Here is a 13,342-nt window from a genome sequence, read left to right on the forward strand (position 1 = left end):
CACAGCACGTCAGGCCGTCTGAAACACCCGCGCGCGCGGCCGGACATTGAGAGACACAAACATGATATTTAAGAAAAAAACCGCCGAAGCCTTGGCCTCGGCCGCCGCAAGCGCTCCGATCGAAGGCAGCAGCCTGTGGCAGGACGCATGGCGCCGTTTCCGCAAAAACAAAGCCGCGTTTTACAGCATCGTCGTACTCGTCCTGATCACCCTGTTCGTCATTTTCGTGCCGCTTATCGCGCCCTACACCTACGATTTCACCGACTGGGACGCCATGTCCTCGCCGCCCGCCTTTGCCGACAAACACTTCCTCGGCACCGACTCCCTCGGCCGCGACCTGCTCTCGCGCGCCGCAGTCGGCGGCCGCATTTCGCTGCTCGTCGGCCTGTCGGGTGCGCTGGTTGCCGTCGTCATCGGCACGCTCTACGGCGCGCTGGCCGGCTTCTTCGGCGGCAAAATCGACTCGCTGATGATGCGTTTTCTCGAAATCCTCAACGCCTTCCCCTTCATGTTCTTCGTTATCCTGCTCACCACCTTCTTCGGCCGCAACCTCATCCTGATTTTCGCCGCCGTCGGCCTGGTGTCGTGGCTGGACGTCGCCCGCATCGTGCGCGGCCAGACCCTGAGCCTGAAACACAAAGAATTCGTCGAAGCCGCCCGCGTCAGCGGCCTGTCGCGGCGCAAAATCGTCGTCCGCCACATCATCCCCAACGTGTTGGGCGTAGTGATGGTGTACGCCTCCCTGCTCGTGCCCGGCATGATTATGTACGAATCCTTCCTCAGCTTCCTCGGCTTGGGCGTGCAGGAGCCGATGACCAGCTGGGGCTCGATGCTGCAAGAGGGCGCGCTCACCATCGAAACCGCCCCCTGGCAGCTGCTCGTACCCAGTTTCTTCCTCGTCACCACCCTCTTCTGCTTCAACTTCATCGGCGACGGCCTGCGCGACGCGCTCGACCCGAAAGACAGATAATCCGCAGCCGCAAAGGAAACACACGATGAACGAAAACAAAGAAAACCTGCTGACGGTAGAAAACCTCAACGTCTATTTCGACCTGCACAACCACACCGTCCACGCCGTGCGCGGCGTCAGCTTCAAAGTTGCCAAAGGCGAAACCCTCGCCCTCGTCGGCGAGTCGGGTTCGGGCAAATCCGTCACCTCCATGTCCATCATGCGCCTTCTGCCCGAAAAGCTCACCCGCTACGGCAGCGGCTCGCGCATTGTCTTCGACGGCACCTCCATCCTCGATGCCGGCGAAAAAACCCTGCGCAACCTGCGCGGCGGCCGCATCAGCGTCATCTTCCAAGAGCCGATGACCTCGCTCAACCCCTTTATGCGTATCGGCAAACAGCTCATGGAAACCGCGCTCCTGCACAACAAAGGATGGAGCAAAGCCGAAGCGCGCAAACGCATCCTCGAACTGCTCGAACGCGTCGGCATCCGCGAAGCCGAACGCCGTCTGAAACAATATCCGCACGAATTTTCCGGCGGCCAGCTCCAGCGCATCATGATTGCCATGGCGCTCATCAACAGCCCCGACCTCCTGATTGCCGACGAACCGACCACCGCCCTCGACGTCACCATCCAGGCCGAAATCCTCGACCTGTTGCACGATCTGCAAAAACAGATGGGCATGGCCATCATCTTCATCACCCACGACTTGGGCTTGGCCGAACACTACTCCGAAACCGTCTGCGTCATGCGTAACGGCGAAATCGTCGAACGCGGCAAAATCAAACAGGTTTTTGCCGAACCCAAACACGACTACACCGTCGAACTCATCAACGCCATTCCCACCGGCGTACGCGAACCCGTGCAGGGCGATCCCGACCTGCTGATCGACGCCAAAGACGTGCGCGTGCGCTTCACGCTGGAAAAAACCTTCTTCGGCAAACCGAAAAAAGTGTTCGACGCCGTCAAAGGCATAGACGTGCGCGTACGCTGCGGCGAAACCCTCGGCATCGTCGGCGAATCCGGCTCGGGCAAATCCACCTTCGGCAAAGCCGTGATGCAGATGCTGCCCTACACCGGCCAAATCTCCTTCGAAGGCCGCGATTTGCAAAACCTGTCCAAAGAAGAAACACGCCGTCTGCAAGCCGAACGGCAAATCGTCTTCCAAGATCCCTACGGCTCACTCTCGCCGCGCCTCACCGTCGGCGAAATCGTCGGCGAAGGCCTGAGCATCCACCAGCCGCAGCTGTCGAAAAAAGAGCGCATCGAACGCGTGCTGGAAGTGCTCGAAGAAGTTTCCCTGCCCACCTCCGCCCTCAACCGCTACCCGCACGAATTTTCCGGCGGCCAGCGCCAGCGCATCGCCATCGCCCGCGCCGTCATCCTGCGGCCGAAGTTCATCCTCCTGGACGAACCCACCTCCGCCCTCGACCGCTCCGTGCAGGTCAAAGTCGTCGAACTCTTGTGCGGCCTGCAAGACAAATACGGCCTGACCTATATGTTCATCAGCCACGACCTCTCCGTCGTGCGCGCCGTCAGCAACAACGTCATCGTCATGCGCCAAGGCGAAATGGTCGAATACGGTACGTCGGAACAGATTTTCAGCAACCCGCAAACCGAATACACGCAGCGCCTCATCAACGCCGCATTCGATTTGTAAACAGGCACAGCAAGACAAGGAGGCCGTCTGAAACATTTTCAGACGGCCTACTGATACAAACGGCGGCATCGTGGCGGCACGCCTTCCATCGGTGTCCGCCTGATACAGCGAAACCGCATTACCAACGGCAAAAGGCCGTCTGAAAACCAATATTCCAGTTTTCAGACGGCCTTTAAACACTCAAAACGACTTTTCCACGCTGACAAACCACTGCGCATTTTTGCGCGAATAAAACGCAGGCATATTGCTGCCGATATGCAGATAGCGGAAATTCAAGCGCGGCGTGAAGCCTTTCCATGAAATCTTTCCGTGCCACAGCGAAACATGAGCCTGAAATTCGCGGTCTTTACGGGGAAAAAGGTAAACCAGCGAACCGTCGCCGTCAAAACTGCGGCGCGTATAGCGCAGATTGGCGCGGATGCCCAAGCCGTCTGAAAAGGTTTTCGCCGTACCGATGCGGATGCCTTTGCGTATCGAAGCCTGCTCAGTTTCGCGCGTCAGATCGTGCGACCAGTCCGCGCCGCCGTAAAGCAGCCAGCCCTTTGGCGCGGCATACATCAGCGTTACTCCCGCCAGCGGCATTTTGCCGTTGTAGCGCTCTGCAATATGCGGCTCCCGATAGCGTTTGCGGACATATCCCGCATTCAGCATCACGCGCCATTTCGCACCGAAGCGGCGGGAAAAATCGGCCTGCACCCCATCGGCGCGGTTGTAGCGGCTGCCGCCCAGCCAATTGGTTTCGGCAAACGGCACAAGGCCGAACGAGCGCGCCGCCGAATGGTTTTTATAGCCTGCGGCAATGTTCAGGCTCTGCTCGTCGAAATCATGGCTGTCCCAATAAGCGACACCGTCGCCGCCCAGTTTGGCGTAGGCATAATGGTGTCCGCCGAGATTTTTTTCGCGCGACACAGATACGCCGTAACGCAGCCCGTGTGCCCGCTGCGGCAGGCTGTCGGCGGTTTTCTGCCATCTTTTGCCGTCGATTTCGATAAAACGTGCGTCGGCGGCATTGTTCACATTGTCCGTGGCCTCGTATTGCAGCGAGACATCGGGCTGCCAGCTTTCGGCCTCGCGGACGGCGGCCAAATATCGGCCGGCAATGTTCTGCATTTCGGGCGACAAATCAGGCAGGGCGCGTTGCAGCTCGGTTTCGGCAGCGCGGTATTGCCGGTCTTCAAACAGCATCACACCCAAGTCGAAACGCGGATAGGCCAAATCGGGATGCCGCCCGACAATGCCGCGATACAGCGCGATTGCTTCCTTATGGCGCAACTGGGCGCGGCGCAAAGCGCCCAGCGCGTAATCGTAAAGCGTTTGGTCGCGTGCGGGCAGATTGCGGTAACGCGCCAGCAGCGGCGGCAAAGCCTGCCAGTCGCGGCGGAAAACCGCATAATTGATTTGTGCTTCCAAACCGTTTTGCGGCGAAAGGCCGTCTGAAAGCGGCGCGGCAGACGCAGGCTCGGGCAGGTTTTCAGACGGCATCTGCGCCTCCTCGCGGTTTTCAAAAAACAGCGGATCGGGCACGCGCACGGTCGGCCCGTCGGCCAGTGCCGCCAGCGGAAACGGCAGCAGGAGCAGAGGAAGTTTGTTCATGGTTTCGGGTATCGGAGATTGTTCGGATTGCGGAAAAAGGCCGTCTGAAAACGGAAAACGCTTTTCAGACGGCCTGTTGCGGTTTAAAGCCCTTGCCGTGCGGGTTTATTTTTTGATTTCGCCGCGCTGGCCGCCAAAACCGATAGTATCTTTGTTATTGAATAAAACTTTGCCTGCGATCTCTTCTGCGGCTTTACCGTAGAAATCCAACAAATAACTACCTGTACGATAACCCTATTCAGCAGTTGAACTAATGCCTGAACCCGAGATGCTGCCTTGTTTCAAATCAATCTTGTCGCCTAAGCCAGTAATCGAACCAAATCCGGTTCTGTCGGCAAAGTTAACTGTATAAGACAAAACCCCTTCTTTAATTTTGTTGGAGCTTTCATATGTATTCCAATCAAAGATACTTTGGTATGCCCCGTTAAATGCCTTTCCGTTATAAATTGCCGAACCAATAGTAGGAATGGCATTTTCTAATGTTTTCAAACCACTGATAACAATAGACGAAGTTCGATCATCCGAAAGGATTTGTCCGCTTTGATTGTTATAGGACAAACTACCCGAATAATCCCCCACGACAATCGAATATGGTTGGTTATAAACAACTGTCTGAGTCCGATCTTCCTGTGTATAGGCATTTCTAGTTGCAGATGCGCTCGAACGACTATTGGCAATAATTTCCCCAATTGCATATTGTGAAGCAAACGAGCCTTTCGCATTGTCAATTGCGGCTTGTAACACAGCAGCATCCAGAGCTGACTTAATCTCGGAATCAGCCACTTCTAAGTTAGCAGCAGCAAAATCTTCGGCCTGTTTTTGGTTCAAACCCGCTTCGGTGGCTTTTTTCACCAAATCGGCCTTACGCGCGGCAATACGCGCTTCTTCAGCTTTGCGGGCTTCCTCAGCCTTGCGTTTTTCTTCGGCTTTGCGGGCTTCTTCGGCTTTACGTGCCTCTTCGGCTTTGCGGGCTTCCTCAGCCTTGCGTTTTTCTTCAGCTTTACGGGCTTCTTCGGCTTTGCGGGCTTCTTCGGCTTTGCGTTTTTCTTCGGCTTTGCGTTTTTCTTCGGCCTTGCGGGCTTCTTCAGCTTTACGAGCTTCTTCGGCTTTGCGGGCTTCTTCAGCTTTGCGGGCTTCCTCAGCCTTGCGTTTTTCTTCAGCTTTACGGGCTTCCTCGGCTTTGCGGGCTTCCTCAGCCTTGCGTTTTTCTTCAGCTTTACGGGCTTCTTCGGCCTTGCGTTTTTCTTCGGCCTTGCGGGCTTCCTCAGCTTTGCGTTTTTCTTCAGCTTTACGGGCTTCCTCAGCTTTGCGTTTTTCTTCCGCTTTTTTTGCTTCGTCGTTTTTCGACTGGTTTCCGGGTTTGACCGAAGGAGCGGTAGGGGCAGATTTGGTGGAGGGGCTGCTGCCGCCTCCACCGCCGCAGGCGGCGAGACTGAGGGCGATAACGGTTAGTGCGCTGACTTTTTGTAAAGACATAGTATGATTCCCTATATGGTTGGTAATGTGTTATGGATTGTATTTACTCTTTCTTTACGTTTGTTAATAGTTAAGTTTAAATTACCAACCTTTCTGTTTAAATTTCACGACAGACGCTTATACATAATCCGCCGCTATGCATACCGAACAAGATAAGGTGGATTTCAGCCAAAGGCTGCAAACCGCGCTCAAGCTGGCGGGGCTGGATACGCTGTCGGGCGCGAATCTGGCCAACCGTTTCAATCTGCGCCATCCCAACCAGCCGGTGAGCACCCAGGCTTTCCACCATTGGCTGACGGGGCGTTCAATTCCGACTGCGGACAAAATCGATACGCTGGCAAAATGGCTGGATACCACTCCGGAATGGCTGCGCCACGGCAGGATGGCGCTTGATTGCGGCAATGTTTCGGCAGACGAGATGCTGCTGTTGTCGTATTTCCGCGCGCTGTCGCCGGAAAAACGCCGCGCTTTGATTGTGCTGCTGCATCAAGGCGGATAACGGGGTTTGCCGGAGAGGCCGTCTGAAAGCGGCAAAAAGGCCGTCTGAAAACATTTTTTGTTTTCAGACGGCCTTTCCATTTCAAGGGCTTTACTGTGCGCAGCGGAAGCCTAAGTTGTGGACGGAGAATTTGGATTGCAGGCTGGTGCGGAAACCGTAGCGCAGGAAAGCGGCGTAGTTGCTGGGGTCGGTTGCTCCGGCCGCAGCGCCGCTGCAGAACATGGAGGCATCGACGCCGCCGGCGTTGAGCAGGCTGCTGTTGAAGTCTTCCGTCCATTCCCAAATCAAGCCGTGCATATCGTGGATGCCCCAGTAGTTGGGTTTCAGACGACCTACTTCGCGCAGACCGTTGCGGCTGCCTTGGGCGTACCAGTTGAGGATGGTGTCGCGGTAGGCTTTTTCGTTGGCACCGTTGGGTTTGAGTTCGGATGCCTGCCCGGCGAATTCCCACTGGTTGATGGTGGGCAGATGTTTGCCCTGTGCGGTGCAGTAGGCATTGGCGGCAAACCAGGAAACGAAGACGACGGGCTTGTTCAGGTCGGCTTTCTGCGGGGCGTAGCCGTCTGCTGTTTTAACCCAATGGGAGAGGTAGTGGCGGTCGCTCTGTTTGCTGCCGAGTTTGCCGCGCTGCCATTGGGGATTTTTTTTGACGAATTCGTAGAATTGGGCGTTGGTAACGGGCAGTTTGTCCATTTTGAAGGCGCCGACTTTGGCCAGCGGGGCGTCGGCGGCAAGGTAGAGGGGGCGGTAGGTGCCGCCGGGCAGGTCGGCCATTTCGCCTGCCGCCGCGAGTGCGGGCAGGAGGGCAAGCAGGCTGCAAAGTACGGTTTTTTTCATATTGCGCTCTCTTCGGATGGGTTGTCGGGTTATTTTGTTTTGCGGTAGGCGGCAACTTCGTTGGCGCTGATTTCTCCGCCGCCGTTGCCGAACGAGTTTAATACATAGGTGGAGACGGCGGCCACTTCTTCGTCTTTCATGGGGAAGGAGGGCATGATTCCGTCGTATTCTTTGCCGTTAACGGTGATTTTGCCGCGTATGCCGTGCGTAATGGAGGCGACAAGCTGCATTTTGTCGCCGGCGAAATAGTCGGCTTGGGCAAGCGGCGGCAGGGCGGCGTTCGAGCCTTTGCCGTCGATGCCGTGGCAGGCTTTGCAGCGTTTGTCGTAGATGTCTTTGCCTGCTTTGAGGTGCGCGGGCACTTCGACCTCGGCGCTTGTTTGTGCGGCAGAAGCCTGCTCCGATGCTGCCGCCTGCGTGTTTTCAGACGGCTTCAAAGCTGCCGGCGGTTGTTCGGAAGGCGTTGGAGCAGCGGTCTGTTTCTCCCCGCCGTTGCAGGCAGCAAGCAGCAGGCAGAGTGTGGCGGCAAACGGCTGTGTGTATTTCATGATATGTTCCTTTGCGGTTTCGGCAGCCGGTTGTTTGTTGTCGGTTATTGTCCGGCGGTGTTGGAATGGTTGCGGGCAGACAGGATTTTTGCCCTTAATCTACGGTTAAAAAAGGCATCCGCATGCCTGAATATCCGTTCGTCGATACCCTCGCGGATATTTTCAGACGGCCTGATTCAAGAATACGGATGCCTCGTATCGCTTTGAGTCTGTATCCGGCCGGTTGCCCGACCGGATGTGTCAGCCTTATTTGCTTTCGGCAGAAGCGCCGGAAGCGGCAGGCGCGGAAGCTGCTGCGGATGCGGCAGGTGCTTCGCCACCGGCAGGCTGGTAGGCGTTGTCGCTCAGTTTTTTGGTCATGATGTTGTCTTGGTGTTCGCCTTCGACAACCAGCTGACCCAGTGCACCTTTGTTGAACGCACGGAAGATGGAGTGGTCAACGATGGTGAAGCTGCCTGTGGTATCGACTTTGAATTCGATGATAGCTGCGCCACCGGCAGGAATCAGGGTGCTCTGCACGTTTTCGTTCACCAGTTTGCCCGCTTCGACGTAAACTTTGTCGAAGATCTCGCCGATAACGTGGAAGGAAGAAACGAGGTTCGGGCCGCCATTGCCGACGAACATACGGACGGTGTCGCCTACTTTGGCTTTCAGGGCTTTGTCGCCGGCAATCGCGCCTACATGACCGTTAAATACGACATAGTCTGCGTCTTCGCGGATGGCTTTGTCCATGCTGAACGGTTGCAGGCCGGGTTCGCCGTATTTGCCTTTGGTGTAGAAGTCGCCTTGGACAATGTAGAACTCTTTGTCCACTTTCGGCAGACCTTCTTTCGGTTCAACCAATACCAAGCCGTACATACCGTTACCGATGTGCATACCGACAGGAGCTACGGCACAGTGGTAAATATACAGGCCAGCCTGCTTGGCTTTCCAACGGAAGGTGGAGGTGCGGCCGGGAGCAGTGAAGGAGGCTTCTGCGCCGCCGCCTTGGCCGGTTGCGGCATGGAAGTCGACATTATGCGGAACGGTGGAAGTTGGGTTGTTGGAGAATTCCACTTCTACGGTATCGCCTTCGCGCACACGGATCATCTGACCCGGAACGTCGCCGTTGAATGTCCAGTAGGTGTAATCAACGCCGTCGGCCATTTTCATGGTTTTTTCAACGGTTTCCATTTTCACCTTAACCAGAGCGGCATGATCGCGGTTAACGGGAGGAGGCGCTTCCGGAGCGTGTGTCATCACAGCTTCAATAACCGGCAGCTGATCGACGGGAACATCGGCCTCGGCGGCACTCTGTTGCTCGGGAGTGGCAGGTGTTGCGGAAGCAGTTTGCGCCGCAGCAGGAGCGCTGTCGTTAGCAGGCTGAGCGGGAGCTTGTTTGTCGTCGTTACAGGCTGCCAGTGCAAATGCAGCGGCAATTAAAGCAGCTAGGGTTTGGCGTTTCATAGTTACTTTCCTTTTACTGGGTTACGTTCACAATTTACGTGGGGCAATTATGGATTACCCACCTTAACATCTATTTGATATAAATCAAATAAGCGGCATTAACATTTTATTTCGCTTGCTTTACCCATTCCAACACAAAGGCAATGTGCCTTAAACTACGGAAAAATCAGCTTAATTGCAACGGAAGATTTTCAAACGGAAATAAACGGTTTTCCCATCCTGCGCCGTGTTGCCGAAAAAATACGGTTGCACGGCATCCGGCTTTATTTCCCCGTTCAGTCATGCTACAATTTTTAACATTCATATTTCATGAATTTTTAACACAACCACCCAAGGAGCTCAATCATGGGACAGTATAAGAAGCTTTGGTATCTGCTTTTCGCAGTACTGGCTGTCTGCTTTACCATCCTCGGCTACATGGGCGCGGAAGTCTATAAAAAGGCTCCGCCCTATCCCGAGCAAGTTGTAACCACTTCCGGCCAGGTCGTCATGACGAAAGACGACATTCTGGCCGGCCAGTCTGCCTGGCAGTCTACCGGCGGCATGGAAGTCGGCTCGATTCTGGGTCACGGTGCCTATCAGGCTCCGGACTGGACTGCCGACTGGCTGCACCGCGAACTGGTTGCCTGGTTGGATTTTACCGCCCAAGACCAATTCGGCAAGAAATACGAAGAGCTGGACGCATCCCAACAGTCCGTTCTGCGCACACAGCTGGCTGACGAATACCGCAACCAAAGCCGTGTGAAAGAAGACGGCAAAGTGGTTATCAGCGAAACCCGTAAAAAAGCGATTGATGCGGTTGCCCCGTATTACATCACCCTTTACGGCAACGATCCTTCCATGATCAAAACGCGCGACAACTTCGCAATGAAAAACAATACATTGCCTAGTGAAGAAGCACGTAAAAAGCTGACCAACTTCTTCTTCTGGACTGCATGGTCGGCTTCGGCCAACCGTCCGGATAAGGACTTCACCTACACCAACAACTGGCCTCACGAACCCCTGATCAACAACGTGCCGACTACTGAAAACTACATGTGGTCGTTTACCAGTATCGTATTACTGCTCAGCGGTATCGGTCTGTTGCTGTGGGGCTACTCCTTCCTGACCAAACACGAAGAAGTACAGCCGCCCGCTGAAGATCCTCTGGCCAAACTCGAGCTGACTCCCTCGCAAAAAGCATTGGGCAAATACGTCTTCCTGACTGTCGCCCTGTTTGTCGCACAAGTCCTGCTCGGCGGCCTGACAGCCCACTACACCATTGAAGGCCAGGAATTCTACGGCATCGACTTCTCCGCATGGCTGCCCTACGCATTGGCGCGCACATGGCACATTCAGTCCGCCATTTTCTGGATCGCTACCGGCTTTTTGACCGCCGGCCTGTTCCTTGCCCCGATCATCAACGGCGGCAAAGACCCGAAATTCCAACGTGCGGGCGTCAATTTCCTGTACATCGCCCTCTTCATCGTGGTGCTCGGTTCCTACGGCGGCAACTTCCTTGCCCTGAGCGACAACATGCCCTCACAGCTGAACTTCTGGTTCGGCCACCAAGGCTACGAGTTCCTCGACTTGGGTCGTTTCTGGCAGCTTCTCCTGATGGTCGGCCTGCTGCTGTGGCTCTTCCTGATGGTACGCTGCACATTCGGCGCGTTTAAAGAGAAAAACACCGACAAAAACCTGCTGGCCATCTTCGTAGCCTCCATGTTCGGCGTCGGCGTGTTCTACGCGCCCGGCCTGTTCTACGGCGAGCACACCCCGATTGCCGTCATGGAATACTGGCGTTGGTGGGTAGTGCACCTGTGGGTGGAAGGCTTCTTTGAAGTGTTCGCCACCGCATCGTTCGCCTTCATCTTCTACAACATGGGCTTCGTGCGCCGCAACACCGCCACCGCAGCCACCCTGGCCGCAGCCGCCATCTTCATGCTCGGCGGCGTGCCCGGCACCCTGCACCACCTCTACTTCTCCGGCTCCACTTCCGCCTCCATGGCCATCGGCGCATGCTTCTCCGCGCTGGAAGTCGTGCCCCTGATCCTGCTGGGACGCGAAGCCTACGAACACTGGTCTTACCAAAACGCCGCACCGTGGGCCAAACGCCTGCGCTGGCCGCTGATGTGCTTCGTGGCCGTGGCCTTCTGGAACATGATCGGCGCAGGCGTGTTCGGCTTCCTGATCAACCCCCCGATCTCCCTGTTCTACATCCAAGGTCTGAACACCACTGCGGTACACGCCCACGCGGCACTGTTCGGCGTATACGGCTTCCTGGCACTGGGCTTCGTCCTCCTCGTCGCCCTCTACCTGAAACCGAACGACCATTTCAACGACAACCTGATGACATGGGGCTTCTGGATGATCAACGGCGGCCTGGTCGGCATGATCGCTACCAGCCTGCTGCCCGTCGGCGCCATTCAGGCCGCAGCCAGCATCACCCACGGCCTGTGGTATGCCCGCAGCGAAGACTTCATGCAACAGGATCTGCTGGAAACCCTGCGCTGGATCCGCACCCTGTCCGACCTGATCTTCATCGGCGGCGGCTGCTGCTTCGCATGGCAGGCAACCAAAACCGTATTCGGTTTCGGCAAATCCGCCAAATAAGGCTTGGCAGTTGATGCAATAAAGGCCGTCTGAATATCAAACCCGCCAACCCGGCAGGTAAAATCCAACGGCTTTCAAAAACCGAATCCCGTACCGCACGGGATTCGGTTTTTTTCATTCGAGCTTTATCCCATCGTGATTACATAGTAACCTGCGGCTTGCCATATCTTGCCGCCTCCGACACCGCCCGCAGATTCTTAAAAGTCGAAACTCCGGGATCGGCTTTGCCGTGCAAACCCGAATTTCCCCGCTCTGAGGCCGTCTGAAAGCGAAACTTCAACGAAGTGAAAACCCCGCTTCGGCAAGACCGAAATCCATCCCGCCATATTGATAAGAAAGCCCCGCCATGTCCGATTTATTCACCCGCGAACCCGAAGCCCCGCTTGCCGAACGCCTGCGCCCGCAATCGCTTGCCGACGTCATCGGCCAGCAGCACCTGATCGGCGAGGGCAAACCGCTGCGCGTGGCGGTGGAAGGCGGCAAACCGCATTCCATGCTGCTCTGGGGGCCGCCGGGCGTGGGCAAAACCACGCTGGCGCGGATTCTGGCGCAGAGTTTCAACGCCCAGTTTCTGCCCGTGTCGGCCGTATTCTCCGGCGTGAAAGACATCCGCGAAGCGGTGGAAAAAGCCGAAATCGCGCTTCAGCAAGGCCGCGCGACGATTTTGTTTGTCGACGAGGTACACCGTTTCAACAAAGCCCAGCAGGACGCATTTTTACCCTATGTCGAAAGCGGCCTCTTAACCTTTATCGGCGCAACCACCGAAAACCCGTCTTTCGAGGTCAACCCCGCCTTACTCAGCCGCGCACAAGTTTATGTGTTGCAGGCACTCTCGCCCGACGACTTGGCCAAGCTCGCCGCCAAAGTGCTCGCCCTGCCCGAATATCAAGGTTTTGCCATCGAGGCCGACGCGCAGGAGCTGCTCATCAACACCGCCGACGGCGACGCACGCAGATTGTTGAATTTATTGGAACAACTCTTGCGCGCCGCCGCCACACGCCGTCTGAACACGCTTGATGCCGCCTTTCTGGCCGACAGCTTGGGCGCACAAATCCGCCGCTTCGACAAAGGCGGCGAAAGCTTTTACAACCAAATCTCCGCCCTGCACAAATCCGTGCGCGGCTCGCACCCCAATGCCGCGCTGTATTGGTTTTGCCGAATGCTCGACGGCGGCACCGACCCGCGCTACCTCGCCCGCCGCATCGTCCGCATGGCTTGGGAGGACATCGGCCTCGCCGACCCCCGCGCCATGCAGATTGCCAACGATGCCGCCGCCACTTACGAGCGGCTCGGCTCGCCCGAGGGCGAACTGGCTTTGGCGCAGGCCGTGCTGTATCTGGCCGCCGCCGCCAAATCCAACGCAGGCTATACGGCGTATAACCAAATGCGCCGCTTTGTGAAAGAAAACGCCAGCGACGAAGTACCCGTGCATCTTCGCAACGCGCCTACCAAACTGATGAAAGAACTCGGCTACGGCCGCGAATACCGCTACGCCCACGACGAGCCGCACGCCTACGCCGCCGGCGAAAGCTATATGCCCGACAGCCTCACCGAGCCCGATTTCTACCAACCCGTACCGCGCGGGCTGGAAATCAAAATTGGCGAAAAACTCGCATGGCTCAAATCGCTGGACGACGCGGCAGGCGAAAAAAGCTAAAGGATGCCGCAGCACAAAGGCCGTCTGAAAACCGCTTTTCGGCTTTCAGACGGCCTTTGTTTTGCCTGCCCGCAACCGGCAAAAG

The 13,342-nt window shown here is 56.4% G+C and carries 10 protein-coding genes; 5 read left to right on the forward strand and 5 right to left on the reverse strand.

What is annotated here, in order from left to right; translation table 11 throughout:
• Nucleotides 1–61: 61 nt before the first annotated feature.
• Nucleotides 62–970, forward strand: a complete 909-nt coding sequence (gene oppC / locus ACG2K1_RS08545) for an oligopeptide ABC transporter permease OppC (RefSeq protein ID WP_009425765.1) — start codon at nucleotides 62–64, stop codon at nucleotides 968–970.
• A 25-nt stretch (nucleotides 971–995) separates the two neighbouring features.
• Nucleotides 996–2,609: an ABC transporter ATP-binding protein gene (locus ACG2K1_RS08550; protein WP_094030887.1), complete on the forward strand. Its 1,614-nt coding sequence runs from the start codon at nucleotides 996–998 to the stop codon at nucleotides 2,607–2,609.
• A 180-nt stretch (nucleotides 2,610–2,789) separates the two neighbouring features.
• Here ACG2K1_RS08550 and ACG2K1_RS08555 read toward each other — a convergent pair whose 3' ends face one another.
• Together ACG2K1_RS08555 and ACG2K1_RS08560 are read right to left on the reverse strand one after the other, a co-directional pair.
• On the reverse strand, nucleotides 2,790–4,202 hold the full coding sequence (locus ACG2K1_RS08555; RefSeq protein WP_395428779.1) for a surface lipoprotein assembly modifier: 1,413 nt from the start codon (nucleotides 4,200–4,202) through the stop codon (nucleotides 2,790–2,792).
• 234 nt (nucleotides 4,203–4,436) lie between these two features.
• A complete protein-coding gene (locus tag ACG2K1_RS08560; RefSeq protein WP_395428777.1) occupies nucleotides 4,437–5,678 on the reverse strand; it encodes a factor H binding protein domain-containing protein in 1,242 nt (413 codons plus the stop codon).
• A 136-nt stretch (nucleotides 5,679–5,814) separates the two neighbouring features.
• Between ACG2K1_RS08560 and ACG2K1_RS08565 the strand changes: the two genes are divergently transcribed.
• On the forward strand, nucleotides 5,815–6,177 hold the full coding sequence (locus tag ACG2K1_RS08565; protein ID WP_395428776.1) for a transcriptional regulator: 363 nt from the start codon (nucleotides 5,815–5,817) through the stop codon (nucleotides 6,175–6,177).
• Nucleotides 6,178–6,267: 90 nt separating this feature from the next.
• Here ACG2K1_RS08565 and ACG2K1_RS08570 read toward each other — a convergent pair whose 3' ends face one another.
• From ACG2K1_RS08570 to nirK, 3 genes are all read right to left on the reverse strand, one after another.
• Nucleotides 6,268–7,014, reverse strand: a complete 747-nt coding sequence (locus ACG2K1_RS08570) for a formylglycine-generating enzyme family protein (protein WP_395428775.1) — start codon at nucleotides 7,012–7,014, stop codon at nucleotides 6,268–6,270.
• A gap of 29 nt (nucleotides 7,015–7,043) precedes the next feature.
• Nucleotides 7,044–7,562: a cytochrome c gene (locus tag ACG2K1_RS08575; protein WP_009424877.1), complete on the reverse strand. Its 519-nt coding sequence runs from the start codon at nucleotides 7,560–7,562 to the stop codon at nucleotides 7,044–7,046.
• A gap of 246 nt (nucleotides 7,563–7,808) precedes the next feature.
• Nucleotides 7,809–9,008, reverse strand: a complete 1,200-nt coding sequence (gene nirK, locus ACG2K1_RS08580) for a copper-containing nitrite reductase (RefSeq protein WP_009424879.1) — start codon at nucleotides 9,006–9,008, stop codon at nucleotides 7,809–7,811.
• 345 nt (nucleotides 9,009–9,353) lie between these two features.
• Between nirK and ACG2K1_RS08585 the strand changes: the two genes are divergently transcribed.
• Together ACG2K1_RS08585 and ACG2K1_RS08590 are read left to right on the forward strand one after the other, a co-directional pair.
• The gene (locus ACG2K1_RS08585) at nucleotides 9,354–11,600 is read left to right on the forward strand and encodes a nitric-oxide reductase large subunit (protein ID WP_094030941.1); all 2,247 of its coding nucleotides are present in this window, start codon (nucleotides 9,354–9,356) and stop codon (nucleotides 11,598–11,600) included.
• 346 nt (nucleotides 11,601–11,946) lie between these two features.
• Entirely contained in the window at nucleotides 11,947–13,257 is a 1,311-nt protein-coding gene (locus ACG2K1_RS08590) for a replication-associated recombination protein A (RefSeq protein ID WP_395428774.1), read from the forward strand.
• Nucleotides 13,258–13,342 lie beyond the last annotated feature (85 nt).

The organism is Neisseria sp. 23W00296 (assembly GCF_044772855.1).
In the GTDB taxonomy this organism is placed as follows: Bacteria; Pseudomonadota; Gammaproteobacteria; order Burkholderiales; family Neisseriaceae; genus Neisseria.